The organism is Kitasatospora sp. NPDC005751 (assembly GCF_040630835.1).
Lineage (GTDB): Bacteria > Actinomycetota > Actinomycetes > Streptomycetales > Streptomycetaceae > Kitasatospora.
Map to the genome: position 1 here is coordinate 339,092 of NZ_JBEXYC010000001.1, position 25,188 is coordinate 364,279.

Genomic DNA, 25,188 nt, shown 5'->3' on the forward strand with positions numbered 1-25,188 from the left:
CGGGCTCAGGTGCCGGAGCCGGAGCCGCTGCCGTCCTGCTTGATGCCCTTGAGGATCTGGTCGAGCACGGTGGGATCGGGTGCGCCCGCGGCGTCGTCGACCCCGCCCTCGAAGGCCACGAAGCCACCGCCCTTGGCCGGGACGGCCGCCAGCAGGATGTAGCCCTTGGTGCCGTCCGAGGTGGTGATGTGCCACCGCACCGCGTAGCCGGAGACGCCCGCCACGGTGGTGTTGGCGGAGCCCGCGTCGGTGTGCGAGGTGATCCCGGTGAAGATCGCCGCCGCGTAGGTGGGCATCGCCGCCTCCGCCGCCGCCCGGGCCGAGGCTCCCGCGATGGTGTCCTTCTCCACCGAGAACTGGCCCCTGATGCAGGAGCCGCCGCTCGGGCAGGTGTAGCGGCCGCTGCCCAGGAAGACCGTCGAGTGCGTGGTGTCGGTCTGCGAGTCCCAGCCCTGGAAGATCGGCACCGTGATGGAGTGCTGGGCGTCCGCGGCGGTGTCCTTGACCACCGGCACCGGCGGCAGGCTGGGGGCCGGCGTGGGCGTGGGCGCGGGTGTGCGCGTGGTCGGGCCGGGGCTCGGCGTCCGGCTCGGGGTGTCGGTGACGGTGACCGTCGGCACCGGCTCCGGGTCGGCCTTGGGATCGCCGCCGCTGTTGAGGGCGATCGCGGCGACCACGCCGACCACGGCCAGCACGCCGACCACGATCCCCACGACCGCGCCCGGCTTCATCCGGCCGGGCGGCGGCGGCGACGGCGGATAGCCGCCCTGCGGGTAGCCGTAGGCCTGCTGGTCCGGTGTCGGGTAGCCGTAGCCGGGCGTGCCCTGCTGAGGCGCGCCGTAGCCGTACGCGGGCGGCGGGGAGACGGGGGCGGGCTGCTGCGGGGTCTGCCAGGAGACCTGGGTCGGGGCGTCGGCGAGCCCGCCGCCGCCCGCCTGGAGGGGGCGGACGTCGCTGGTCCAGGCGTTGCCGTCCCACCAGCGCTCATGACCGGGCGTGCCGTCCGCACCCGGTACCGGGTACCACCCGGGAGGCGTCGAGTTGCTCACGGCCGTACGGTACCCGGCGCGGCACTGCTCCAGACAGGTTGGGTTTGTCACGAGTCTGCACCACCCCGGGGACCCTGATCTGACGCCCCGTCAGCGACTCGGGCCCCGGGAGGCGGCACGCGACCCACCCGCCGCGCCGGAGGGGGCGACGGGCGACCCGCCAGGCGCGGGAGGGCGGAGCGCGGGGTCAGCCGAGCAGTGAACGGGCCATCCAGATGTCGTCCACGTACCGGCCGTCGATCAGGAACTCCTCGGCGAGCGAACCCTCGACCACGAAGCCGCAGGCCTCGTAGAGGCGGCGGGCCGGGGCGTTGTGCCCGAGCACCCGCAGGGTGATCCGACGCGCCCCCTGCTCCGCGGCGGCCGCACAGCCCGCCTCCACCAGCGCCCGGCCGACGCCCCGGCCGCGGACCCCGGCGGAGACCGCCAGCCCCTGGATCTGCCGCACGTGCCCGTTACTGGCCAGCGGAGTGGGCGGAACCACCCGGATGTAGCCGACGATCCGGCCGCCCAGCAGGGCGAGCAGGAACTGGTCCGGGGTGTGGCGCTCGTCGAACACGGTGTCCCCCTCGGCCGGCTGCGGGGCGACGTCGCTCTGCCAGGACCAGGCGGCCCGGTTGAGCGCGGAGAGTTCCTTCTCGTCCTCGGTCTGCGCGGGACGGATGATCAGATCTTCGGCGTGCATGCGCGCCATGCTAGTCAGCCGCGCCCGGGGTGGATACGGAGTTCCGGCCGCCGGAAACTGCGAGGATGGGCCCATGCGCATCGCGGTCACAGGATCCACGGGATTGATCGGCTCGACACTCGTCCGCTCGCTGCTGGCCGACGGCCACGAGGTGGTCCGGCTGGTCCGGCACCGCTCCAGAACCGGTCCGCGGCCGGACGGGACGACGGCGATCGGCTGGAACCCGCTGCTGGGCCAGGTGGACCGGGCCGGGCTGGCCGGCGTCGAGGCGGTGGTGCACCTGGCGGGCGCCGGGGTCGGCGACCGCCGCTGGACCGACGCGTACAAGCGGGAGATCCGGGAGAGCCGGGTGCTCGGCACCGAGACGCTGGCCGTCGCGATGGCCGAACTCGACAAGCCGCCCCGGGTCTTCGTCAGCGCCTCGGCCGTCGGCTACTACGGCCAGACCGGCGACCGGGTGATCGACGAGGACTCGCCCGCCGGGGACGACTTCCTCGCCGAGGTCTGCGTCGAGTGGGAGGCCTCCGCGCGGCCCGCCGAACGGGCCGGGATCCGGGTGGTCCACCCGCGCACCGGGCTGGTGCTCTCCGCCGCGGGCGGGGCCGGCGGCCGGCTCTTCCCGCTGTTCCGCCTGGGGCTCGGCGGGCGGCTCGGCGACGGCCGGCAGTACTGGAGCTTCATCTCGCTGGCGGACGAGGTCGCCGCACTGCGGTTCCTGATCGACCGCGACGACCTGAGCGGCGCGTTCAACCTCAGCGCGCCGGAGCCGGTCACCAACGCCGAGCTGACGGCGGCGCTCGGCCGGGTGCTGAAGCGGCCGACGCCGTTCCCGGTGCCGGAGGCGGCGCTCAAGACGGTGCTGGGCGAGCTGGCCGTCGAGGTGACCGGCAGCCACCGGGTGGTACCGCGGCGGCTGCTGGAGGCCGGCTTCCGCTTCGAGCACCCGGACGTGGACTCGGCGGTGCAGGCGGCAGTGTAGCGGCGGGGCGGCGGGGCGGCGGTTCCGCGAGTGGCGGAGCTGTCGCGGCGGTGCCGTGCGGTCGCGGCGGTGCCGTCGCCGCGGGGCGGCATGGTGGCGGCCGCTCCGGGCGGCCGCGGGGTGCGCGCGGAGCGGGCGCGTCCGGTAGGGCGCCTGCGGTAGGCCGAGTGGTCCGGGCGCGGATGCCCCGCCCGGGCCGCCCGCGTACGCCCGCTACGGCGTCAGCCCTGGCCGGGGGCATATGCCGAGCGGGGGTCGGGAGGGGCTCCGGGAGGGGGCGCACGGGAGCACGAACCAGGCGCGCCGCACGCCCCTGGTGACGGTGCGCGCCCGTGGAGCCCGAACCGGACCACTTGCGGGCACCGTGTGTGACCGCGCCCCCACCGCATGCTGTCGAACCCTCCCCGGGACCCGGATAGGGCCCGGTGTGCTTGTCTGACGCTCGTACTGACTGGGCATCACACCGTCGGACCGTGTCCCGGCACCCCGCTGCCTGCGTCGGCCGAAGCTCCGGGACCAGGGAGGGAGCACGCCAGTGCCCACATACGACTTCACCCGCCGCACCCGCCGACAGTCCGATCCGGACGTCGTCGTGGTGGGGGCCGGACTCGCGGGCCTGGCCGCCGCCCGCGCGCTCACCGGCTACGGCCTGACCGTCCAGGTCCTGGAGGCCTCGGGCCGGATCGGCGGCCGGATGGCCACCCGCGAGCTGGACGGCTTCCGGCTCGACCACGGCAGCCAGTTGCTGAACACCGCGTACCCCGAGCTGAGCCGGGCGCTCGACCTGGACCGGCTCGGCCTGCACCCGCTCGCGCCCGGCGTGCTCGTGCACGGCGGGGGCCGCCGCTACCGCGCCGGGGACCCGCAGTTGACCGCCGCCCGCCAGGCGGCCTCCCGGGCCCCGCTGGGCAGTCCGCTGGACAAGGCCCGGCTGGGCAGCTGGCTCAGCCGGCTGGCCGCCACCCCGGCCGGCCGACTGCAGGCCCGGCCGGAGACCACCACCGCCCGCGCGCTCGGCGAACGCGGGCTCGCCCCGCGCACCGTCGACGGCTTCCTGCGGCCGCTGCTCGGCGCCCTGCTCAGCGATCCGGCCCTGGGCACCAGCAGCCGGATCGCCGACCTGGTGCTGCGCTGCTACGCGCGCGGCCGCCTCTGTCTGCCCGCCGACGGGATCGCGGCCGTCCCGGCCCAGGTGGCCGCCGCCCTGCCGGCCGACACCCTGCGGCCCGGCGTGCGGGTCACCTCGATCGCGGCCGACGGCGTGGAGACCGCCGGCCACGGCCGGATCGGCGCCCAGGCCGTCGTGGTGGCGACCGACGCACGCTCGGCCGCCGCGCTACTGCCCGGGCTGCGGCTGCCGGACTTCCACCCCGTCACGACCTTCTACCACGCGGCCGACCGGGCGCCGATCGGCGAGGCCGTCCTGCTGCTGGACGGCGACCGGCCGAACGGCCACCCGCCGCTGGTCTCGCACTCCCTGGTGCTCAGCGAGCTGCACCACTCGTACGCCCCGCCCGGCCAGGCCCTGATCGCCACCACCGTGCTGGGGCGGCGCTCCTTCGACTCCGGCGGGCCCGCCGCGCTCGAACCCGCGGTGCGGGCCCGGCTGGCGGAGCTGTACGGCGTCCCGACGAAGGGCTGGCAGTTCCTGAGCGTGCGCCACGTCCCGGACGCGGTGCCGGCCATGCCGCCGCCGCACAACAACCGCCGCCCGGTGCGCCTGCTGGCCGGGCTGTACGTCTGCGGCGACCACCGGGACACCAGCAGCGTCCAGGGCGCCCTGGTGTCGGGGCGGCGGGCGGCCCTGGCCGTGGCGCGCGACCTCGGGCTGCCGGTCTCCGCCCGGGAGGCGGAGGCGGCGGCGTAACACGCGGCCGCCGGGCTGCCGGGACGGCACGTCACGGCGTGCCAGTATGCCGATATGACCGCTAATCGGACGTTTTCCGTCCAGGACCCCGGGCCCCTCGCCCGGTGAGCGCCGACTGCCGGATCGACCCGCTCGCACTGATCCTGATCCCGGCCGCCGCCGTGGCCGCCCCGCTGCTGGCCGACCGGCTGCTGCGGTGGGTCGCCGTGCCCACGGTGGTGTTCGAGATCGTGCTCGGCGTCCTGATCGGCCCCGACGTCCTGGACTGGGCGCAGGTCGACGGGCTGGTCGACGCGCTCTCCGAGTTCGGCCTGGCGATGCTGATGTTCCTGGCCGGTTACGAGATCGACTTCGCCAAGCTGCGCGGCGGCCCGCTGAAGCGGGCGGGCGCCGCGTGGCTGGTGTCCCTGGTGGTGGCCCTCGGCGTGGGCGCCATGGTCAACCGGGACCCGCTGAACGGCGCCTTCGCCGGGCTCGCGCTCACCACCACCGCGCTCGGCACCATCCTGCCGATCCTGCGCGACTCCGGGGAGTTGCCGACGCCGTTCGGCTCGCTGGTGATGGCCACCGGCGCGGTCGGCGAGTTCGGGCCGATCATCGCGGTCGCGATCCTGCTCAGCGGCAACGGCCCGGCCAGGACCGCCGTCATCCTGGCCGTCTTCGCGGTGATCACGACGGCCGCCGTCGGCTTCGCCCGGCGGCCCCGGCCGGACTGGGTGACCCGGCTGATCCGCCGCACCCTGCGCACCTCCGGCCAGTTCGCGATCCGCACGGTGATCCTGGTACTGACCGCGATGGTGTCCGCCGCGGTCTGGCTCGACCTGGACATGCTGCTCGGCGCCTTCACCGCCGGGATCGTCTCCCATCTGCTGCTGACCGACGTGCCCGAGGCCACGGAGGAGGTCATCGAGGCCAAGCTGGAGGGCATCGGCTTCGGCTTCCTCGTGCCGGTGTTCTTCGTGGTCAGCGGGATGAAGTTCGACCTGGAGGCGCTGCTCCGGGACCCGGGCAGCCTGCTGCTCGTCCCGGTGTTCCTGCTGCTGCTCCTGGCCGTGCGCGGACTGCCGGCGGCCCTCCTCGCCCCGATCGGGCTCGGCCGCCGCGACCGGGCGGCGCTCGGCCTGTACGGCGCGACCGCGCTGCCGCTGGTCGTGGTGATCACCACGATCGAGGTGGACGCCGGGCACCTGCCGTCCTCCACCGCGGCCGCGCTGGTCGGTGCGGGCATGCTCTCCGTCCTGGCCTTCCCGCTGCTCGCCCAGCGGCTGCGCGGGAGCGCCCGCCCACCGGCCGCCGGGGGCGACCGGCAGCGGGTCAACGCCGAGAGCTGGTAGCCGCCGCGGCGGGCCGGCCGCCGGGCCCGGCCGGGCGGCCCCGGCGCGGGCCGCCGTCAGATCACCCCCGCCTGGCGCGCCGTCTCCTCGAAGGCGCGGGCCACCGGACTGCCCCGGTAGGGGGTGAGCCGGCGGTGGAAGTCCCGGACGTACTCCAGCGAACGGGCCGAGCGCATCTCCCCGGCCGCCCGCAGCGCGTCGGTGGCCATGGTGCACGCCTCGTCCAAGTCCCCCATGCCGAGCCGGGCGGTGGCCAGCACCATCCGGCAGAAGATCCGGCTGCGGGCGTAGGCGGGCGAGCGCAGCCGCAGGGACTTCTCGGCGTGCTGCGCCGCCGTCCGCCACTGCTGGAGGTCCCGGTAGCAGTGGGCGAACTCGTCGGAGAGCTGCGCTTCGTCGAAGTAGCGCGCCCAGGAGGGCAGTTCATCGCCGGCCCGGGCGCCGGCCAGGGCCCGCTCGGAGCGGACCAGGGCGGTGGTGCAGGAGCGGACGTCGCCCAGCAGGCCGTGGCCGCGCGCCTCGGCGGCGTGCAGCAGCGACTGCACGGTGGGCGGCACGGCGGTGCCCACGCCCTGCTGGGCGACCCGCGCCAGCTGGACCGCCTCCCGGCCGTGGCCGAGATGGACGGCCTGCTGGCTCATCGTCACCAGGATGTAGCCGCCGAGCGCGCGGTCCCCGGCGGCCTGGGAGAGCCGCAGGGCCTGGACGAAGTAGCGCTGGGCCAGGCCGTGCGCGGCGATGTCGAAGGACGTCCAGCCGGCGAGCCTGGTCAGGTCGGCGACGGCCCCGAAGAGCGCCCGCCCGATCTGCTCGCCGTAGCGGCCGCGCAGCATCGGCTCGGCCTCGCTCTCCAGGTAGCGGACCAGCGCCTGGCGGGCGTGCCCGCCGCCGTAGGCGTGGTCCAGCGCGCGGAAGAGGTCCCCGACGGCGCGGATGGCGGCGATGTCGCCCCGGCCGACGCGCAGCGCGGGCCTCGGCTCGCGGGCCGGGTCGGTGTACGGCGGTTCGACGGCGGTCGGCGGCCGACGGCTCTGGGTCGGCACCCGGCCGAGCGCGGCGGCCGAGGCGGCCGGGGCCGGCGGTGCGCCGGCGCCGCCGCGGGCCGGGCGCGCGGGGGACGCTCCGGGCGCCGCAGCGCGCGCCTGGGGTGCGGACGGCCCGCCGGGCCCGGCCGGACCGCCGGGCGCCGGGCCGGCGGCGGTGTCCGGCCGGGGCAGCGTGGAACCGTCCCGGGCGACCCGCTCGTCGGTGCGGCCGATCAGCCAGTCCCGGCTGGGGACGACCAGGCCGGCCGGGGTGAAGGCGATCCGGCGCAGCTCGGACTGCGGGCCGTTGTCCTTGCGCCACATGCTCGCCACGATGTCCACCGCCTCCTGCGGCGTCTCGGCGAACTCCAGGCCGGCGTAGACCGGGGCGCAGGCGTCCAGGCCGAGGTCCTGGGCGGTGAGGCGGCGGCCGAGCCGGCGGGTGAACACCTCGGCGATCAGCGCCGGGGTGGCCCCGCGCGGCTGCTGGCCGCGGAGCCAGCGGGTGACCGAGGTCTTGTCGTACCGCAGGTCCAGGCCGTGCTCCAGGCCGAGCTGGTCGACCCGGCGGGCCAGGCCGGCGTGCGAGAAGCCGGCCTCCTCGATCAGGGCGGCCAGCTGGCCGTTCTGCGGAGCCGGACCGGTGCTCGCCGCGGCCGGTGGCGGGGCGGGCGCGGGTGCGACGGGCGCGTCCGCGGGCGCCGGGGCGCTCCGGTGCGGTGCGGTCGTGACCTGCGCGGGCAGCCGCATATCGTCGGCGGCCGGGGCCTCGGGGGCGTCCGGAAGGGCCCGGCCGACCGGACCTCGGTGCTGGTCGAGCGGGTCGAGCGGTCCGTACGCCGGGCTGTCGGTTGCAGGCCGTTGGGGCATAGTCAGTCAACACCTCTCGGACGCCGTACCGGCTCCACCAGCACTTCGGCTGCCTGTGGCGGCGCCCCCTGTCGGGAATCGGCGTGAATGTAGCGAGCATTCGGGCGCTATGGGCGGTTCTGACCGAGCAATCCTCCGAACGGGTGAAGCATCGGCGCCCATTGTGGGGAAGCCCGAGCGGCACGGGTTTGGCCCGGGGCGGCTGAACCGCCGATCGGCCCTCGTAGCGGTGACCACCACAGGGCGCCCGGCCGCTGTGGTGCGCCATCACATGGGAGCCGGGCCGCCGGCTTCCTACCGTTCTCGGCCATGGACACCACTTCAACCCGCCCGCTCGAAGGCCGTACGGCCCTGGTCACCGGGGCCGCCTCGGGCATCGGCCGGGCCTGCGCCGAAGCCTTCGCGGAGGCCGGCGCCCGGGTCTACGTCGTCGACCTCGCGGCCGCCCCGGCCCGGGAACTCGCCGGGCGGATCGGCGGCGTGGCGCACGTCGCCGACCTCGCCGACCCGGAGGCGGTGGAGGCGCTGCCGGACGACGCCGACATCGTGGTCAACAACGCCGGCCTCCAGCACGTCGCGCCCGTCCACGAGTTCCCGATCGAGCGCTTCACCCTGATCCAGCGGGTGATGGTCGAGGCCCCGTTCCGCATCCTGCGCCGCACCCTGCCCCACATGTACGCGCGGGGCTGGGGCCGGGTGGTCAACATCTCCTCCGTGCACGGCCTGCGGGCCAGCGCCTTCAAGTCGGGCTACGTGACGGCGAAGCACGCCCTGGAGGGTCTGAGCAAGACGGTCGCGTTGGAGGGCGCGCCCCACGGCGTCACCAGCAACTGCGTCAACCCGGGGTACGTGCGCACCCCGCTGGTGGAGCGGCAGATCGCCGACCAGGCGCTCGCGCACGGCATCCGCGAGGACGAGGTGGTGGAGCAGATCATGCTCGACCGGCCCGCCGTCAAGCGGCTGATCGAACCCGACGAGGTGGCGCAGCTGGCCCTCTGGCTCTGCTCCGCGCACGCCTCCTACATCACCGGCGCCAGCCTCCCCGTCGACGGCGGCTGGACGGCCCGCTGATGCCCCCGCACCCCACTCCCCCCTTCGAGGTGACCCCGCCCATGGCCAGTTCCCCCGCCGTCGCGAGACCAGGCTCCCCCCTCTGGAAGGTGGTCGGTGCCAGCCTCATCGGCACCACCATCGAGTGGTACGACTACTTCCTCTACGGCACGGCCGCGGCGCTCGTGTTCGGCAAGGTGTTCTTCCCGGCGAGCGATCCGCTGACCGGGACCCTGCTCGCCTTCCTCACCTACGCGATCGGCTTCGCCGCCCGGCCGCTGGGCGCGCTGGTCTTCGGGCACTTCGGCGACCGGGTCGGCCGCAAGCGGCTGCTGGTGGTGAGCCTGCTGCTGATGGGCGGCTCGACCACGCTGATCGGCCTGCTGCCGACGTACCACCAGATCGGCGCCGCCGCGCCGGTGCTGCTGACCGTGCTGCGGCTGGTGCAGGGCTTCGCGCTCGGCGGCGAGTGGGGCGGCGCGGTCCTGCTGGTCTCCGAGCACGGGGACGCGCGCAGGCGCGGCTTCTGGGCGTCCTGGCCGCAGGGCGGCGCCCCGGCGGGCAACCTGCTGGCGGCGGGCGTGCTGTCGCTGCTCACCACCGTGCAGTCGGACGCCACCTTCCTGTCCTGGGGCTGGCGGGTGCCGTTCCTGCTGTCGGCGCTGCTGGTGGCGGTCGGCATGTGGATCAGGCTGGCGGTGGACGAGTCGCCGCTGTTCCAGCAGGCGCTGGCGGCCGCCGAGGCCCGGAAGGCGGCCGGCCGGGCGGTGGAGCAGCCCCCGCTGGTGGCGGTGTTGCGCCACCACTGGCGGGAGGTGCTGGTGGCGATGGGCGCCCGGATGGCGGAGAACATCTCGTACTACGTGATGACCACCTTCGTGCTGGCCTACGCGGTGACCCAGGTGCACCTGCCGAAGCAGACCGCGCTGAACGCGGTGCTGATCGCCTCGGCGATCCAGTTCGCGCTGATCCCGGTGTTCGGGGCGCTCTCCGACCGGGTCGGGCGCAAGCCGGTGTACCTGGTGGGCGCGGTGGGCGTCGGGGTCTGGGCGTTCGTCTTCTTCGGGCTGGTGGACACCCGCTCGTTCGGCTCGCTGCTGCTGGCGGTGACCGTCGGGCTGGTCTTCCACAGCGCGATGTACGCGCCGCAGGCGGCCTTCTTCTCCGAGATGTTCGCGACCCGGATGCGCTACTCGGGCGCCTCCATCGGCGCCCAGTTCGCCTCGGTGGCGGCCGGCGCCCCGGCTCCGCTGATCGCGACGGCGCTGCTGAAGGACTACGGCAGCTCGACGCCGATCGCGGTGTACGTCGCCGTCGCGGCGGTGATCACCGTCCTCGCGGTGCTCTGCGCCCGGGAGACCCGCGGCCGCGACCTGACCGAGGCCGACCCGGAGGCCGGTGCGCAGGCCGGTGCGCAGGACCGGGTGGCGGGTGCGCCGGAGAGCGCCGCCGTCACCAAGACCGCGCGGGCCTGACGGACCGGTGGCCGGCGCCCACGACACCGTGCGCGCCGGTCACCCGCGCCGGCCACCCGCACCGGCCACCCGCGCCCGCCGGGCCGAGCGGCTACGATCGCGCTTCCGTCCCTGGGGTAGCGACCCACTGCCGATTGGCGGCCGTACCGTGAACGACCCCCGTCCCGAGACCGGCGCGGCACCCGCGCTACGGCGGTTGCTCGACCTCCTGGCCTCCGGGGCCGCCACCGAGGACTTCGCCGAGGTCCTGGCCGACGCTCGCCGCCGGGGGGCGCCGGCCGCCGTGCTGAGCGCGATCGACGACGCCACCTGGCAGGCGCTGCGGGTGCACCGGACGCTGCGTCAGCACCGCCGCCGCGAGGCCGAGCTGACGGCGCTCTTCGACACCGCCGGGGACCTCGCCGCCTCCCGGGACCTGGACACCGTGCTCCAGGCGATCGTCCGCCGGGCCCGGCTGCTGCTCGGCACCGACACCGCCTATCTGACCCTCCCGGACGAGGCCGCCGGCGACACCTACATGCGGGTCACCGACGGCTCCGTCTCGGTGCTCTTCCAGACCCTGCGGCTGAGCCTGGGCGACGGCCTCGGCGGCCTGGTCGCCCAGACCGCCCGCCCGTACGCCACCCCCGACTACCGGACCGACGAGCGGTTCCACCACACCGGCACGATCGACGCCGGCGTGCTGGACGAGGGCCTGGTGGCGATCATCGGAGTGCCGCTGCTGCTCGGCGGGCGGGTGATCGGGGTGCTGTTCGCCGCAGACCGCGCCCCGCGCGCCTTCTCCCCCGACGAGGTCGCGCTGCTCTGCTCGCTGGCCGCGCACGCCGCGATCGCGCTCGACACCGCCAAGTCGCTCGCCGACACCCGGGCCGCGCTGGCCGGGCTGAACAGCGCCAACGAACTGATCCGGGCCCACTCCGCCGCCGTCCAGCGGGCCGAGCAGGGCCACGACCGGCTCACCGACCTGGTGCTGCGCGGCGCCGAGGTACCGGACGTCGCCGCCGAGGTCGCCGCCCTGCTGGGCGGCGAGGTGGCGGTCCTGGACACCGAGGGCGACCCGCTGGCCGGCCGGGCCGGACCCGCCGAGGGGCTGGCCGGGGCCGTCGCCGCCTCCCGCGCCGAGGGCCGGTCGGTGCGGCACGGCGAGGACTGGGTCTGCGCCGTGCTGGCCGGCCAGGAGCCGCTGGGCACCCTCGTGCTGCGCGGGCGGCCGGGCCTGGAGGACGCCGACCGGCGGCTGTTCGAACGGGCCGCCGTGGTCACCGCGCTGCTCCTGCTGCTGCGCCGCTCGGTGGCCGAGACCGAGAACCGGGTGCGCGGCGAGCTGCTGGCCGACCTGCTGACCGCCCCCGACCGCGACCCGGCCGGCCTGACCGCGCGCGGGCGCCGGCTCGGCGTGGACCTCGGCCGCCCGCACCTGGTGCTGGTGGCGGAGCCGGCCGGCGCCCCCGGCGCCGCGGCGACCGACCGCGGCCGGCTGGCGGGCGCGGCGGGGCGCTACCTGTTCGGCTCGCGAGGCATCAGCGCGGAGCACGGCGAGGCCGTGGTCCTGCTGCTCCCGGAGGACGCGCCGACGGGCCCCGCGGGTACGGCGGGCCCGGCGTCCGCCCAGCAGGCGGCCGAGCTGGCCGCCGAGCGGCTGGCCCGGCTGGCCGGCTTCCCGGTCACCGTGGGCGTCGGCCGTCCCGCCGCCGGGCCGGTCGCGCTGGCCTCCTCGTACGCCGAGGGCCTGCGCTGCGTCCGGGCCCTGCGGGTGCTCGGCCGGGCCGGGGACGGCGCCTCGGCCCGCGACCTGGGCTTCCTCGGCGTGCTGCTCGGCGACGGCCACGACGTCGACGGCTTCGTCGGCGCGACCCTCGGCCCGCTACTGGAGTACGACGCCCGGCGCGGCACCGAACTGGTCCGCACCCTGCGCGCCTACTTCGACTGCGGCGGCAGCCTGACCCGGGCCAAGGACGAGCTGCACGTGCACGTGAACACCGTGGTGCAGCGGCTGGACCGGGTCGAGGCGCTGCTGGGCCCGGACTGGAACCGTCCCGAGCGCGCGCTGGAGCTCCAGCTGGCGCTGCGCCTCCAACTGCTCGCCGGCGCCTGAGCCGGGGTGCTCCCGGGGCCTTCCCGGGGGCGCTCCCGGGGGTCGCTGCGGGCGGTTCGGGTTGGTCGTCCACCGCATTCGGGCACCTGAACGACCGGCCGGGGCTCGGGCGTACAGTGGCGAGGTTGGTCTCGAACGCCGGGCAAGGAGCAGCAGTGGCCACAGAGCGCGACGAGGTGGGCGCATGAGCGGGAACGTACGGTTCGTGCGCCTGGGCACCGGCGAAGGTGCCGTCCCCTACCAGGAGGCCTGGGAGGAGCAGCAGCGGCTGCACGCCCTGCGGGTCGCGGACGAGATCCCCGACACCGTGCTGCTGCTGGAGCACCCCCCGGTGTACACCATGGGCCGCCGCACCAACCCGGCCGACCTGCCGCTGGACGGCACGCCGGTGGTCGAGGTCAACCGGGGCGGCGAGATCACCTGGCACGGCCCCGGCCAGCTGGTCGGCTACCCGATCGTGAAGCTCCCCGAGCCGATGGACGTCGTCGCCTACGTGCGCCGGCTGGAGGAGGCCCTGATCCGGGCCTGCGGCGAGTTCGGCGTGGAGACCACCCGGATCGAGGGCCGCAGCGGGGTCTGGGTGCTCGGCGCGAGCATCCCGGACGCGGTGGTCGACCCGGCGCAGGTGGTGGACATCGGCAAGCTCACCCTGCGGATGGGCCTGCCACTGGGCATCGACCCGCGGCTGGCCGGTCCCGAGTACGCGCCGTCCAACGCCGGGCAGCGCGGCGACGACCGCAAGCTCGCCGCGATCGGCGTCCGCGTCTCGCGCGGGGTGACGATGCACGGCTTCGCGCTGAACTGCAATCCGGACATGACCTGGTTCGACCGGATCGTGCCCTGTGGCATCCGGGACGCGGGCGTGGCCTCGCTCTCCGGTGAGCTGGGCCGCGACTTCGAAGTCGGCGAGGCGCTGTCCGTGGTCGAGAAGCGCCTGGCGGAGGTGTTCGCCGAGCTGCCGGAACCGGCACTCGGCCGCTGAGCCCGCCCCCGGGGGCCGACCGACCTCGCCACCCGGGAATCTACCGGCCGGTAGCACTGTTGCCCTGCGTTTGCGGGCCACGGGCCCGCGAAGGCCGTACAAGCACAGGCGTACCCTGGGGGTACCCCGTCTAGTTCTAGGAGTCGCACGTGTCCGCTGTCGCACCCGACGGCAGGAAGCTGCTCCGCCTGGAGGTCCGCAACAGCGAGACCCCCATCGAGCGGAAGCCCGAGTGGATCAAGACCCGCGCGAAGATGGGGCCGGAGTACAACGCCCTCCAGTCGCTGGTGAAGAAGGAGGGGCTGCACACGGTCTGCCAGGAGGCCGGCTGCCCCAACATCTTCGAGTGCTGGGAGGACCGCGAGGCGACCTTCCTCATCGGCGGTGACCAGTGCACCCGCCGCTGCGACTTCTGCCAGATCGACACCGGCAAGCCCGCCGACTTCGACCGTGACGAGCCGCGCCGCGTCGCCGAGTCCATCGTGACCATGGACCTCAACTACGCCACCATCACCGGCGTCGCCCGCGACGACCTGGCGGACGGCGGCTCCTGGCTGTACGCCGAGACGGTGCGCCAGGTGCACGCGCTGACCGCCGGCCGCGAGAGCGGCCGCACCGGCGTCGAGCTGCTGATCCCCGACTTCAACGCCGTCCCGGAGCAGCTGGCCGAGGTGTTCTCGTCCCGCCCCGAGGTGCTGGCGCACAACGTCGAGACGGTGCCGCGGATCTTCAAGCGGATCCGCCCGGCGTTCCGCTACGAGCGCTCGCTGGACGTCATCACCCAGGCCCGCGCGGCCGGGCTGGTGACCAAGTCCAACCTGATCCTGGGCATGGGCGAGACCCGCGAGGAGGTCAGCCAGGCGCTGGCCGACCTGGTCGGCGCCGGCTGCGAGCTGATCACCATCACCCAGTACCTGCGCCCGTCGCTGCGCCACCACCCGGTCGAGCGCTGGGTGAAGCCGCACGAGTTCGTCGAGCTGCAGCAGGAGGCCGAGGAGCTCGGCTTCGCCGGGGTCATGTCCGGCCCGCTGGTGCGGTCCTCGTACCGCGCCGGGCGGCTGTACCGGCAGGCGCTGGAGCACCGCGAGCGGACCGCGGCGGTCTGACCGCGTCCGGTCGTGTTCCGGCCGCGGGGCCGCGGTCCGGTCCGGCCGCCGTCCGGTGTGAGCCATCTGAGGGGCGGAGCTACGGCTCCGCCCCTTCGGGTTCACCGGGCTTTGACTGACGGGTCACGGGCTGGTAACACGGAGTGGTGAGGATGGAAGCGTTCGAATCATTTCCGCCACACGATCCACCCTGTGATCCACCACGAGATCCGCGACGAGATCCGCGACAGGATCCGCCACAAAAGGAGCTGTTCGACATGCAGGTCGGCATCCGGTCGGTGGGCACCGCGCTGCGGCTGGCCGAGAGCGTGCTGCTCGCGGGCGGGCAGCGACAGGCCCGGCGCAACGCCTGGGCCGCGGTCTGCGAGAACCGCCGCTACGCGGCGGACCGCGAGCGCGACACGGTGCCGGGAGGCCCCGTGGTGGAGTCCGCGCGCCGTTAGGGCCCCTCCGGCGCCGCCCCCGCGCGACCACTGTGCGCGACCGTCCCGGGGCACCCGGGTCACGGTTCGGTGCGAACGGGTACCCGGGCTTGGTTATCCCGTACCGACGGCACGTACCATGAGCGTTATGGCGAGGGAAACATCCGAGAACCCCGGGCGACTGAAGCAGATCCGCCTGGCATACACCATGACCAAGAAGGTCGACACCAAGATCGGCCTGATCATCGCCGGCGTCGGCCTGCTGACCTTCGGCGTGTTCCTCGCCATCGGCTTCGCGATCGACCACCCGATCTATCTGGGCATCCTGGGCTTCATCGTGGCTTTCCTGGCCATGGCGATCGTCTTCGGGCGCCGGGCCGAGCGCGCGGCGTTCGGGCAGATGGAAGGGCAGCCGGGGGCCGTGGCGGCGGTGCTGAACAACATCAAGCGAGGCTGGAGCGCGAGCTCCACCCCGGTGGCGGTCACCCGTAACCAGGACGCGGTCTACCGCGCCGTGGGCCGGGCCGGCATCGCGCTGATCGGCGAGGGCAACCCGAACCGGGTCCGCCAGCTGCTGGCGTCCGAGAAGAAGAAGATGGCCCGGGTCGTCGGCGACGTGCCGGTGCACGACATCGTGGTGGGCACCGGCGAGGGCGAGATCCCGCTCAAGAAGCTGCAGGTCCACCTGATGCGACTGCCCCGCGCGATCACGCCCGCCCAGGTCACCGAGACCAACGACCGCCTCCGCGCGCTGGGCGACCTGCTCTCCAAGGCGCCGATCCCCAAGGGCCCGATGCCCAAGGGCGCCCGGATGCCCAAGGGCGGCCAGGTCCGCTGACCCCCTCCCCCATCGACGCGAACGGCCCCGCCGCGGAATCTCCGCTGCGGGGCCGTTCGTCGTTCCGGGGGGGGTGCCGTGGGGCGGCGTCCGCTAGATGCGGACCTCGACCGTGCCGACCGCCTTGTCGTGCAGGCCGCGGGTGTCGCGGTCCCACACCAGGGCCGGCACCACCAGGCAGAGCAGCAGGGTGCGCAGCAGCACCTGCGGGATGGTCGCGCGGCGGCCGTCCAGGCGGACCACCCGCAGACCGAACAGCCGCTTGCCGACGGTCGTGCCCGTGGTGGCGAGCAGCAGCACGGTGACGGCGAAGAACAGCGGGGTGGTCCACAGGTTCGCCGAGGCCGGCGAGCCCTTGCCCAGCAGCCCGTAGGCGACCAGGGCGATCAGCCAGCCGTCGACGAACAGCGCGCCCAGGCGCCGGCCCGGGCCGCCGATCGAGCCGGTGCCCTCCTTGGGCAGTCCGCGGCGCTCACCGCGGTGGCCGAAGTCGGCACCCATCTTCTCGGCGGCCGCCTTCGGGCCGTCGATCCACGATCCCAACGCTTCTCTGGTGTCCACGAATCCACACTAACCGGGCGGACGGCGCGGCTCGGCACCGGCTCCCCCGGAGGGTGAATCGCGTCTCCCGGGGCTTCCCAAGTGGTCCAGACCACTCGTGGGGCGCGATCCGGGCCGGCGAAGCGTTTTGCCCCGGAGCGTACGACTTTGCCGCCCGCCCGGGGGCGGCGGTTAACATTCAGGAAACGAGCGGGTCACCGGTCGGAAACGGCCTGTTCCTAGGGTGAGCCCCATTCGCACGCCGAGGAGGATGGATGTTCAACAACGCCGCCGAAGTGAAGCAGTTCATTCAGGACAACGATGTGAAGTTCATCGACGTCCGGTTCTGCGATCTCCCGGGCGTCATGCAGCACTTCTCCGTACCCGCGGCGACCTTCGACCCGTCCGAGACCCTGATGTTCGACGGCTCGTCGATCCGCGGCTTCCAGGCCATCCACGAGTCCGACATGGCACTCGTCCCGGACCTGGCCACGGCCCGCCTCGACCCCTTCCGCAGGGACAAGCACCTCAACATCAACTTCTTCATCCAGGACCCGGTCACCGGCGAGGCGTACAGCCGTGACCCGCGCAACGTCGCGAAGAAGGCCGAGGCGTACCTCGCCTCCTCCGGCATCGCCGACACCGCGTTCTTCGGCCCCGAGGCCGAGTTCTACGTCTTCGACTCGGTGCGCTTCGACACCAGCGCCAACGCGTCGTACTACCACATCGACTCCGAGGCCGGCGCCTGGAACAGCGGCTCCGCCGAGGGCGACGTGCGCGGCTACAAGGTCAAGTACAAGGGCGGCTACTTCCCGATCCCGCCCGTCGACCACTTCGCCGACCTGCGCGCCGAGATGTCGCTGGAACTGGCCGCGGCCGGGCTGGAGGTCGAGCGCCAGCACCACGAGGTCGGCACGGCCGGCCAGGCGGAGATCAACTACAAGTTCAACACGCTGCTGCACGCCGCCGACGACCTGATGCTGTTCAAGTACATCATCAAGAACGTCGCGTGGCGCAACGGCAAGACCGCCACCTTCATGCCGAAGCCGATCTTCGGCGACAACGGCTCGGGCATGCACGTCCACCAGTCGCTGTGGACGGAGGGCTCGCCGCTCTTCTACGACGAGCAGGGCTACGCCGGCCTGTCCGACACCGCCCGCTACTACATCGGCGGCCTGCTGAAGCACGCCCCCTCGCTGCTCGCCTTCACCAACCCGTCGGTGAACTCCTACCACCGGCTGGTGCCCGGCTTCGAGGCCCCGGTCAACCTGGTCTACTCGCAGCGCAACCGCTCGGCGGCCATCCGGATCCCGATCACCGGCTCCAACGCCAAGGCCAAGCGCATCGAGTTCCGCGCGCCGGACCCGTCGTCCAACCCCTACCTCGCGTTCGCCGCGATGCTGATGGCCGGCCTCGACGGCATCAAGAACAAGATCGAGCCGCTGCAGCCGGTCGACAAGGACCTGTACGAGCTGGCGCCCGAGGAGCACGCCAACGTGCCGCAGGTGCCGTCCTCGCTCCCGGCCGTCCTGGAGGCCCTGGAGGCCGACCACGAGTACCTGCTCGCGGGCAACGTCTTCACGCCCGACCTGATCGAGACCTGGATCGACTTCAAGCGCACCAACGAGATCGCCCCGATCGCCCTCCGCCCCCACCCCCACGAGTTCGAGCTGTACTACGACCTGTAGGACCCCCTCTGACCTGCGGAAATGCAGTTCGGTCTCTCATCGTTTCCGCAGGTCAGGCAGGGTCCTGACCTGCGGAAACGCATGGAGAAGAGTCGGCTGCAGTACCTCTGGGGCTCGCGATGTGAAATGAGTGTGAAATGAGCAGGGGCGGATCGAAGTCGCGATGATGCCCTCTTGCCCTTGCCAGCACTGGGCAGTACGCCATCTCGCTACTTTCAGTAGTCATCATTCGCGGCTGCCGACTCAACGGGTTCGATCTCTTACCGGCACTGCCGGCCTCCTCGGGCGTGCGGCGGGGCGCCCCTGCCGGCCGAGCGCCGCAGTGCGGTGGTCGGCTGACCCGGGGCCCGCCGAGGCACTCAGTCCGGCGGCTTGCTGCCCAGGTAGCGGACCACCGAGTCGTCCTGGGCGAGTAGGAGCCGGACGGCGGCCGCGCCCTCCTCGTCGAACTGACGCCGGGCCTGGGGCAGGTTGAGGACGCGCTCCACGCGGATCTCCTCGACCATCGGTCCCAGGTCGATCCGGTTGCCGCCGAAGTCGTAGGCGATGCCTTCGTAGACAGCCACCATGCGCAGCGGCCCGGAAGTGTCCGAGAAGCGGTCGAGGGCTTCGCGTCTGACGACCACGAGGGATGCCGTGCCGCCGTGGGACCGGGTCCGGCCGCCGTCGGGGACCGGGAGGAAATGGCCGGTGAGGCTCTGGAGGCGTGCGAGGTCGTCGAATGCGTCGGCCCACCGCCGTGCCTCTTCGGGAGCCATCGGGCAGACAGCGTCCGGGATGAGTTCACTGAGTTCGGGTCTGTCCTGGTCTCGCGTGACGAGTTCCGTCGAGCGGCCGGGAGGCAGCTGCGCCCCTCCGCCCGGTTTCGGAGGCACCGGTCGAGTCGGCAGCGTGGAGGCGCCCTCCGCTGGTGCCGATGGACCGCTGGGTGAACCTGACCCGGAGGTCGGAGGTATCTCGTCGCTGGTGCTGTGCAGGCTGTGGCGCAACAGGTCGTGGTGAAGGCGGGTCCGGTCCAATCGCCGTGGCCGAGCGGACGCCACTCCTCCGGTGAATGACGTTCTCTGGGTGTTCAGCGGGGGCGTCGTGGGTGGCGGCCCCGCTGACCTGGCTTCTCCTCCTCAGCGGCGGCCGTTTTCAGAGCGGTGGGCACGTCCCTGTTCCGGTGCATCCCGGCGGCGTCGTGGTGAGCGCGCGTGCATACCATGGTGCCGATGGCCTCGACCCGGCCTTCAGATCCCCTGCCAGTGGCATTCCGCCGGGCCGCCTGGTCCCGCGAGGACACGGAGCTTTCGGGTGCTGGGACGGCACAGAGAGACGGAGTGAGACATGCAACGGCGGGCGCTGCTGGGTCGGGAGGCGGAGCGTCGCGCGCTGGCTGCCCTGATCGAGCAGGGGGCCAGCGGCTCGGGTGGCGCGACGGTGATCGTCGGCGCGCCGGGGATCGGCAAGTCGGCGCTGGTCGCCGAGGCCGCGGCCGCGGCGGCGCGCGGCGGGACCCAGGTGATCACTGCGGTGGGGGTCCAGTCCGAGGAGAACCTGCCCTGTGCCGGCCTGCACCAGCTGGTCCACCAACTACGGGACAGGATCGACGACTTGCCGGCGCGCCAGCGCACTGCGCTGCTCGCGGCCGTCGGGCTCGTCGACGAGGCCGTCCCCGATCTGTACCTCGTCGGCCTGGCCGCGCTGACCCTGCTGACGGACGCGGCAGCGAAGGCGCCGCTCCTGGTGGTCCTCGAGGACGCCCACTGGATGGACCGTGCCAGCCTCGACGTGCTCGGGTTCGTGGCGCGGCGGATCGAGTCCGACCCCCTCGTCCTGGTCGCCGTCACCCGGAGCCTGGACGACCGTCTCAGCAGCGCCGGCCTGCCCGTGATACACCTGGGTCCGCTGACGGACGAGGTGTCGGGCGAGGTGCTGGACGCGGTGGCCCCCGGCCTGGGACAGCAGGTCAGACGGCGGCTGCTGGAAGAGTCCGCCGGGAACCCGCTGGCGCTGACCGAGCTGCCGGTCGCGCTGCAGTCGATCGGTGGGGCTTACGCGCTCAACCCGGGTCCGCTGCCGCTGACCGCGCGGCTGGAGCGGACCTTCGCGGCGCGGATCTCCTGCCTTCCGGCCGACACCCGCGCGGTGCTGCTCCTTGCGGCCCTCAACGGCGACGGAACGATGGACGAATGCCTCGCCGCGGCGGCCCGGATGCTCGGGACGGCGGTCGGCGTCACCGCCTTCGACGCAGCGGTCGACGCCGGTCTGGTAGAGGCCCAGGGGCTGGCCCTCAGGCACCCGCTCATCCGCTCGGCGATGTACCACGCCGCCACCGCCGCGGAACGACAGGCCGCACACGCCGCTCTGGCCGCCGCGCTCCACGGTCAGCCCGACCGGCAGGCGTGGCACCGAGCCGCCGCCACCGCCGGTTTCGACGAACGGGTGGCACGGGAGCTGGACTCCACGGCCGACAGAGCCCTGCGGCGCGGCGGTGTCGCCGCTGCCCTCGCCGCGCTGAGGCGGGCGGCGGAGCTGACGAAGGACCCGTCCGCGCGGGCGGACCGGCTGCTCCGGGCGGCGGAACTCGCCTTGGAGTCGGGCCAAGGGGCCGTCGCGGCGCACCTGCTGGCCCAGGCACGCTACCTGGACCTTTCCGTCCGAGACCGAGGCCGCGCGGCCTGGGTCAGCATCGCGCTGGCCGAGGGAACGCGAGGCGAGGGCGTCGCGACCGCCGAACTGGCCGAGCTGGCGGTCGAGATCGCCGCCGGAGGCGAGTCGACACTGGGGCTGCGCATGCTGTGGAGCGCGGTCCTGCAGTGCTTCTGGGGCGAGCCGGGACCGGCCGCCCGCGAGCGCGTCGCCGCCGCCGCCGACCGGATGCCCGTGGACGCAGACGACGCCGACCTGGTCGCCCTGCGGGCGTACTCGGCGCCGGTCGACCGGGGAGGGGCGGTCATGGAAGGACTGGCGGGTCAGCTGCGGCGCGCGTCCGAGAACGCGGAGGGGGACCAGCTCCTGGGCGCCGCCGCCGTGACGGTGGGCGCGCCCGCCCTGGCGAACCGGTTGGCGGCGAGATCGCTGGACGCCCTACGGGCGCAGGGCAGGCTGTCCATGCTGGCCCGCGCCCTCTGCGTCCAGGCGGGGAGCGCCGCACGGCTGGGTGACGTGCGCGCCGGTCTCCTCGCTGCGGAGGAGGCCGCGTCACTGGCCCTGGAGACCGGTCAGCCCCTCGTGCACGCGATGGTGAACGCCATCCGTGCGCAGCTGGCCGCCGTCAGCGGTGACCCGGCGGCGCAGGCGTGGGCGGCGCAGGCCGAGCGCGCGGCCCTGCCCAGCGGAGGGCGCCCGGTGCTGGCCATCCTGCAGACGGCCCGCGGGCAGGCTGCGCTCTGCGAGGGCCGTTACGGCGACGCGTTCGGCCACCTGCACCGGGTCTTCGACCCGGCTGACCCCGCCTTTCACCCCTGGCTTCGCTTCTACGCGGTCGCGGAGTTGGTAGAGGCGGCTGTGCGCAGCGAATCCGCGGAGGCGGCACGCGACGTCATGCAGGAGCTGACCCCGCTCGGGGAAACGACTCCTTCGCCCGCCCTGCTCTGCGGGTTGCGCATGGGTCAGGCCCTGCTGAGCCCGCAGGATGACGCCGAGCCGCTCTACAGGGCGGCCCTCGACGCCGTCCCCACCGACTGGCCGTTCGAGCGGGCGCGGGCGCGCCTGGCCCTGGGCGCGTGGCTGCGGCGTCACCGGCGGCCCGCAGAGTCCCGCGTCGTCCTGCAGGCCGCGCGCGAGATCTTCGACGCCCTCGGCGCGTCGGCGTGGGCGGAGCGGGCACGGCAGGAGCTGCGCGCCGCGGGGACGTCGTCCCCTCGTCAGGATCCGGCCGCGGTCGACCGGCTGACCTCGACCGAGTTGCACGTTGCCCAGCTCGCCGCGCAGGGCCTGACGAACCGGGAGATCGGCGAGCGGTTGTACGTCTCGCCCCGGACGGTGAGCACCCATCTCCAGCGGATGTTCCCCAAGCTGGGGGTGGCGTCCCGCGGCGAGCTCGCCGCGGTGCTGGGTGGCACGATGACGTACCCCGAAGGCGCAGCATCATGACGTACGCCGAAGACGTAGCCTGACGGACGCGGTCCGACCTGCTCGTTTCCTAGGTTTGTGCCATGCCCGGCCCGCACACGGCGGACGGGCGGGAAGGCACACCATGGGTACCGTCACCGTCGGCGCCGAGGGCTCGACCGACATCGAGCTCTACTACGAGGACCACGGGTCGGGGCAGCCGGTCGTCCTGATTCACGGTTACCCGTTGGACGGGCAGTCGTGGGAGAAGCAGACCGATGCGCTCGTCAAGGCCGGCTACCGCGTCATCACCTACGACCGCCGCGGCTTCGGCCGGTCGAGCAGGACCATGACGGGCTACGACTACGACACCTTCGCCGCCGACCTGGACGCCGTACTGACGCAGTTGGACCTGCGTGACGTGGTGCTCGTCGGGTTCTCGATGGGCTCGGGCGAGGTCGCCCGCTACCTCGGCGCCTACGGCTCGCAGCGGGTGGCGAAGGCGGCTTTCCTCGGTTCGCTCCAGCCGTTCCTGTTGCAGACGCCGGACAACCCCGCCGGTGTACCGCAGAGCATCTTCGACGGCATCGCGGAACAAGCACGGGCCGACCGCTACGCCTGGTACGAAAGCTTCTTCGTCGACTTCTTCAACTCCGACGAGACGCTCGGGACGCGGCTCAGCGAGGCCGCGGTACGGGCGAACTGGGCCACCGCCGTCGGCTCGGCGCCCATGGCGGCGTACGCGTGCGTCCCGACGTGGCTGACGGACTTCCGGGCCGACGTGGAGCGCATCGACGTGCCGTCGCTGATCCTGCACGGGACCGCCGACCGCATCCTGCCGATCGACGCCACGGCCCGCGAGTTCCGCCGCCGCCTGCCCGACGCGCGGTACGTCGAGATCGACGGCGCTCCGCACGGGCTGCTGCTCACCCATGCGGCCGAGGTCAACGCCGCCCTGATCGACTTCCTCGCCTCCTGAGAAGCCGGCGTTCCCCATCGCGGGAAGCACGTGTGCGGCTGTTCTGCGCACATGCGACCGAGCACGCCACGGAAGACTCGAACAGGATTGGGCGCCTCTCATGAACGGGCTCATGGAACCCGAAACCACTGACCCCGCCCCGGCCCGGTCGGACGCCCGGAACCCCGCATCCGACATGGACTGCGACGCCTTCACCAGGGACATCTACGACCAGTACGGCCCGCTGCTCGTCCGCTACGCCACGCGCCTGCTGGACGGTGACTGGCACAAGGGCGAGGACATCCTCCAGGAGACCGCCACCCGCGCCTGGAAGCACGCCGGGTTCCTGGGCGGCAGCAACGAACGCCTCAGACCGTGGTTGTTCACCGTGGTCAGGAACCTCGTCATCGACCATCACCGGGCTCGCCGGACTAGGCCGCTGGAGCTCGTGCCCGTCGAGGCGCTGGACGCCTCGTTCGACAGCACGACCTCGACGATCAACTCCCACGTGGTGGTGCAGGCCCTGGGCGAGCTGAACGAGCAACAACAGACCGTCATACGCCTCATGTACTACCTGGAGTGCAGCGTCAACCAGGCCGCCGAGCACCTCGGCATCCCCCCGGGCACCGTCAAGAGCCGCGCCTTCTACGCCGTGCGGGCGTTGCGCAGAGCACTGGAGAAGCAGGGAATTCGAGGGTCGTCGTAGTCGGGCAGCGCCCGCAGCGCGGCGTCGTCCGTTCGCGGCGCGGCGTGAACCAGTGTCAAGTCCCCGCCGTGGTGCGAGGGAACGGTCGTAGTCACGAGTGAGGAAGTGTCTTGGTCACGGTAGAAGGAAAGAACACGGACCGGTTCGAACCGGTCCGAGCGGCGCTGGCAGCGCACCTGGAGTCCGGCGAGGAGCTGGGGGCATCGATCGCCGTCGACGTGGACGGAGTGATGGAAGTCGACCTGTGGGGTGGGTACACCGACACAGCGAGGACCGTTGCGTGGCACCGGGACACGCTGGTCAACCTGTGGTCGACCACCAAGACCCTCAGCAGTCTGGCAGCCCTCGTCCTCGTCGACCGGGGCGCGCTGGACCTTCACCGCCCGGTCGCGCACTACTGGCCCGAGTTCGCCGCACAGGGCAAGCAGGACATCGAGGTGCGGCACGTCCTGGCCCACACCTCGGGGCTCTCGGGCTGGGAGCAGCCCTTCACCGTGGACGACCTGTACGACTGGCCCACCGCGAGCGCCAGGCTGGCCGCGCAGGCGCCCTGGTGGGAGCCGGGCAGTGCCTCGGGCTACCACGTGCAGACGCAGGGGCAGCTGATAGGAGAGCTCGTCCGGCGGGTCAGCGGCCGGACCCTGAGCGCCTTCGTCGACACGGAGATCGCCGAGCCGTCCCAGGCCGACGTCCAGATCGGTGCGCGGCAGGTCGACTGGCCGCGCATCGCCGAACTGGTGACCCCCTCACCGCTCTCCGGGATACCCGCCGGCCTGGACCCGGATGGCGTTTTCGCGAAGACGCTGCTCGGCAGCCCCGCCCGGGACGAGCACGTCGACACCCCGCAGTGGCGCCGTGCCGAACTCGGAGCCGTCAACGGGCACGGCAACGCACGGGGCATGGCCCGCGCCCTCTCCGTGATCTCACGACGCGGCCGGGTGAACGGCCGCCGGCTCCTCTCCGCGGACACGGTCGACAAGGTCCTCGACGTGCAGTCCGACGGAGTCGACCTGTTCCTGGGCGTCCCCCTGCGCTGGGGCCTGGGCTTCGCGCTGGCCGACGCGCGGACGATACCGCACATGCCCGGTGGGAGGGTCTGCTTCTGGGTCGGCCGGGGCGGGTCGATCGTCGTGATGGACCTCGACCGGCGCGTCACGTTCGCGTACACGATGAACCGGCTGGGCGACGGCCTCCTCGGTTCGGAACGCACTCACAGCTACCTGAGGCGGGTCTACGAAGCCCTGGCCTGCACAGCCTGAGAGCCGCCGCACCGCATTCGCCGCCTGCGACGGTACGGCGCCGTTCTCGGGGTGAACCGAGCCTCTCCTTCCGTCGTAGGACAGGACGTAGGACACCCCACCCCGCCGGCCGGGGTCGATGGCGCCCGAGCGGGGCCGCAGCCGGACAGCCGCCCTTCTTGTCGCGGCGACGCACCACTCGCCACTCTCCGGTCCGCGCCCGCCAGCCGGCGCGGACCGAAC

Annotated in this window: 20 protein-coding genes; 15 read left to right on the forward strand and 5 right to left on the reverse strand. The window is 73.5% G+C overall.

The window, feature by feature from the left end:
* Window positions 1–5 precede the first annotated feature (5 nt).
* Both ABZ497_RS01535 and ABZ497_RS01540 read right to left on the reverse strand, forming a co-directional pair.
* On the reverse strand, window positions 6–1,049 hold the full coding sequence (locus tag ABZ497_RS01535) for a DUF2510 domain-containing protein (RefSeq protein ID WP_359802676.1): 1,044 nt from the start codon (window positions 1,047–1,049) through the stop codon (window positions 6–8).
* 187 nt (window positions 1,050–1,236) lie between these two features.
* A complete protein-coding gene (locus ABZ497_RS01540; RefSeq protein ID WP_359802679.1) occupies window positions 1,237–1,743 on the reverse strand; it encodes a GNAT family N-acetyltransferase in 507 nt (168 codons plus the stop codon).
* A gap of 64 nt (window positions 1,744–1,807) precedes the next feature.
* Here ABZ497_RS01540 and ABZ497_RS01545 point away from each other — a divergent pair, with 64 nt between their 5' ends.
* From ABZ497_RS01545 to ABZ497_RS01555, 3 genes are all read left to right on the forward strand, one after another.
* Complete coding sequence (locus ABZ497_RS01545; RefSeq protein WP_359802681.1) at window positions 1,808–2,713, forward strand: TIGR01777 family oxidoreductase; 906 nt, start codon at window positions 1,808–1,810, stop codon at window positions 2,711–2,713.
* A gap of 535 nt (window positions 2,714–3,248) precedes the next feature.
* A complete protein-coding gene (locus ABZ497_RS01550) occupies window positions 3,249–4,580 on the forward strand; it encodes an FAD-dependent oxidoreductase (RefSeq protein WP_359802684.1) in 1,332 nt (443 codons plus the stop codon).
* 104 nt (window positions 4,581–4,684) lie between these two features.
* Window positions 4,685–5,914, forward strand: coding sequence for a cation:proton antiporter (locus ABZ497_RS01555; RefSeq protein ID WP_359802686.1), 1,230 nt, complete (start codon window positions 4,685–4,687; stop codon window positions 5,912–5,914).
* 56 nt (window positions 5,915–5,970) lie between these two features.
* On the opposite strand, the gene ABZ497_RS01560 is transcribed toward ABZ497_RS01555, so the two are convergent.
* Complete coding sequence (locus ABZ497_RS01560) at window positions 5,971–7,809, reverse strand: regulator (RefSeq protein WP_359802689.1); 1,839 nt, start codon at window positions 7,807–7,809, stop codon at window positions 5,971–5,973.
* Between the two features lie 309 nt (window positions 7,810–8,118).
* On the opposite strand from ABZ497_RS01560, the gene ABZ497_RS01565 reads away from it, so the two are divergent.
* From ABZ497_RS01565 to ABZ497_RS01595, 7 genes are all read left to right on the forward strand, one after another.
* A complete protein-coding gene (locus ABZ497_RS01565) occupies window positions 8,119–8,880 on the forward strand; it encodes a 3-hydroxybutyrate dehydrogenase (RefSeq protein WP_359802691.1) in 762 nt (253 codons plus the stop codon).
* Between the two features lie 41 nt (window positions 8,881–8,921).
* Window positions 8,922–10,334 (forward strand): MFS transporter, encoded by a 1,413-nt coding sequence (locus tag ABZ497_RS01570; protein ID WP_359802694.1) that lies wholly within the window; start codon window positions 8,922–8,924, stop codon window positions 10,332–10,334.
* A 148-nt stretch (window positions 10,335–10,482) separates the two neighbouring features.
* A complete protein-coding gene (locus ABZ497_RS01575; RefSeq protein ID WP_359802697.1) occupies window positions 10,483–12,429 on the forward strand; it encodes a GAF domain-containing protein in 1,947 nt (648 codons plus the stop codon).
* 184 nt (window positions 12,430–12,613) lie between these two features.
* Window positions 12,614–13,411 (forward strand): lipoyl(octanoyl) transferase LipB, encoded by a 798-nt coding sequence (gene lipB / locus ABZ497_RS01580; RefSeq protein WP_329487347.1) that lies wholly within the window; start codon window positions 12,614–12,616, stop codon window positions 13,409–13,411.
* A gap of 149 nt (window positions 13,412–13,560) precedes the next feature.
* Window positions 13,561–14,517, forward strand: a complete 957-nt coding sequence (locus ABZ497_RS01585) for a lipoyl synthase (protein WP_329487348.1) — start codon at window positions 13,561–13,563, stop codon at window positions 14,515–14,517.
* 257 nt (window positions 14,518–14,774) lie between these two features.
* The gene (locus ABZ497_RS01590; RefSeq protein ID WP_329487349.1) at window positions 14,775–14,960 is read left to right on the forward strand and encodes a hypothetical protein; all 186 of its coding nucleotides are present in this window, start codon (window positions 14,775–14,777) and stop codon (window positions 14,958–14,960) included.
* Window positions 14,961–15,087: 127 nt separating this feature from the next.
* Window positions 15,088–15,777 carry a DUF4191 domain-containing protein gene (locus ABZ497_RS01595; protein ID WP_329487350.1) on the forward strand — a complete coding sequence of 230 codons (690 nt, stop codon included), beginning with the start codon at window positions 15,088–15,090 and terminating at the stop codon, window positions 15,775–15,777.
* 93 nt (window positions 15,778–15,870) lie between these two features.
* On the opposite strand, the gene ABZ497_RS01600 is transcribed toward ABZ497_RS01595, so the two are convergent.
* Window positions 15,871–16,338 carry an RDD family protein gene (locus tag ABZ497_RS01600; RefSeq protein WP_359802702.1) on the reverse strand — a complete coding sequence of 156 codons (468 nt, stop codon included), beginning with the start codon at window positions 16,336–16,338 and terminating at the stop codon, window positions 15,871–15,873.
* A 254-nt stretch (window positions 16,339–16,592) separates the two neighbouring features.
* Between ABZ497_RS01600 and glnA the strand changes: the two genes are divergently transcribed.
* Window positions 16,593–18,005 (forward strand): type I glutamate--ammonia ligase, encoded by a 1,413-nt coding sequence (gene glnA, locus ABZ497_RS01605; RefSeq protein WP_329487352.1) that lies wholly within the window; start codon window positions 16,593–16,595, stop codon window positions 18,003–18,005.
* 359 nt (window positions 18,006–18,364) lie between these two features.
* On the opposite strand, the gene ABZ497_RS01610 is transcribed toward glnA, so the two are convergent.
* Window positions 18,365–18,631: a hypothetical protein gene (locus ABZ497_RS01610; RefSeq protein WP_359802705.1), complete on the reverse strand. Its 267-nt coding sequence runs from the start codon at window positions 18,629–18,631 to the stop codon at window positions 18,365–18,367.
* 703 nt (window positions 18,632–19,334) lie between these two features.
* Between ABZ497_RS01610 and ABZ497_RS01615 the strand changes: the two genes are divergently transcribed.
* The 4 genes from ABZ497_RS01615 to ABZ497_RS01630 all read left to right on the forward strand — a co-directional run bounded on the left by ABZ497_RS01615 (window position 19,335) and on the right by ABZ497_RS01630 (window position 24,966).
* The gene (locus ABZ497_RS01615; protein WP_359802707.1) at window positions 19,335–22,085 is read left to right on the forward strand and encodes an AAA family ATPase; all 2,751 of its coding nucleotides are present in this window, start codon (window positions 19,335–19,337) and stop codon (window positions 22,083–22,085) included.
* Between the two features lie 103 nt (window positions 22,086–22,188).
* A complete protein-coding gene (locus ABZ497_RS01620) occupies window positions 22,189–23,022 on the forward strand; it encodes an alpha/beta hydrolase (RefSeq protein ID WP_359802710.1) in 834 nt (277 codons plus the stop codon).
* A 112-nt stretch (window positions 23,023–23,134) separates the two neighbouring features.
* Window positions 23,135–23,707, forward strand: a complete 573-nt coding sequence (locus ABZ497_RS01625; RefSeq protein WP_359802712.1) for a sigma-70 family RNA polymerase sigma factor — start codon at window positions 23,135–23,137, stop codon at window positions 23,705–23,707.
* 110 nt (window positions 23,708–23,817) lie between these two features.
* Window positions 23,818–24,966, forward strand: a complete 1,149-nt coding sequence (locus ABZ497_RS01630) for a serine hydrolase domain-containing protein (RefSeq protein ID WP_359802714.1) — start codon at window positions 23,818–23,820, stop codon at window positions 24,964–24,966.
* The last annotated feature ends 222 nt before the right edge of the window (window positions 24,967–25,188 follow it).

Coding starts and splice junctions, on each gene's coding strand:
- ABZ497_RS01540 (WP_359802679.1), bottom strand. CDS start 1,743: ATGGCGCGCATGCACGCCGAAGATCTGATCATCCGTCCCGCGCAGACC.
- ABZ497_RS01545 (WP_359802681.1), top strand. CDS start 1,808: ATGCGCATCGCGGTCACAGGATCCACGGGATTGATCGGCTCGACACTC.
- ABZ497_RS01560 (WP_359802689.1), bottom strand. CDS start 7,809: ATGCCCCAACGGCCTGCAACCGACAGCCCGGCGTACGGACCGCTCGAC.
- ABZ497_RS01565 (WP_359802691.1), top strand. CDS start 8,119: ATGGACACCACTTCAACCCGCCCGCTCGAAGGCCGTACGGCCCTGGTC.
- ABZ497_RS01570 (WP_359802694.1), top strand. CDS start 8,922: ATGGCCAGTTCCCCCGCCGTCGCGAGACCAGGCTCCCCCCTCTGGAAG.
- lipB (WP_329487347.1), top strand. CDS start 12,614: ATGAGCGGGAACGTACGGTTCGTGCGCCTGGGCACCGGCGAAGGTGCC.
- ABZ497_RS01590 (WP_329487349.1), top strand. CDS start 14,775: ATGCAGGTCGGCATCCGGTCGGTGGGCACCGCGCTGCGGCTGGCCGAG.
- ABZ497_RS01595 (WP_329487350.1), top strand. CDS start 15,088: ATGGCGAGGGAAACATCCGAGAACCCCGGGCGACTGAAGCAGATCCGC.
- glnA (WP_329487352.1), top strand. CDS start 16,593: ATGTTCAACAACGCCGCCGAAGTGAAGCAGTTCATTCAGGACAACGAT.
- ABZ497_RS01615 (WP_359802707.1), top strand. CDS start 19,335: ATGCAACGGCGGGCGCTGCTGGGTCGGGAGGCGGAGCGTCGCGCGCTG.
- ABZ497_RS01620 (WP_359802710.1), top strand. CDS start 22,189: ATGGGTACCGTCACCGTCGGCGCCGAGGGCTCGACCGACATCGAGCTC.
- ABZ497_RS01625 (WP_359802712.1), top strand. CDS start 23,135: ATGGAACCCGAAACCACTGACCCCGCCCCGGCCCGGTCGGACGCCCGG.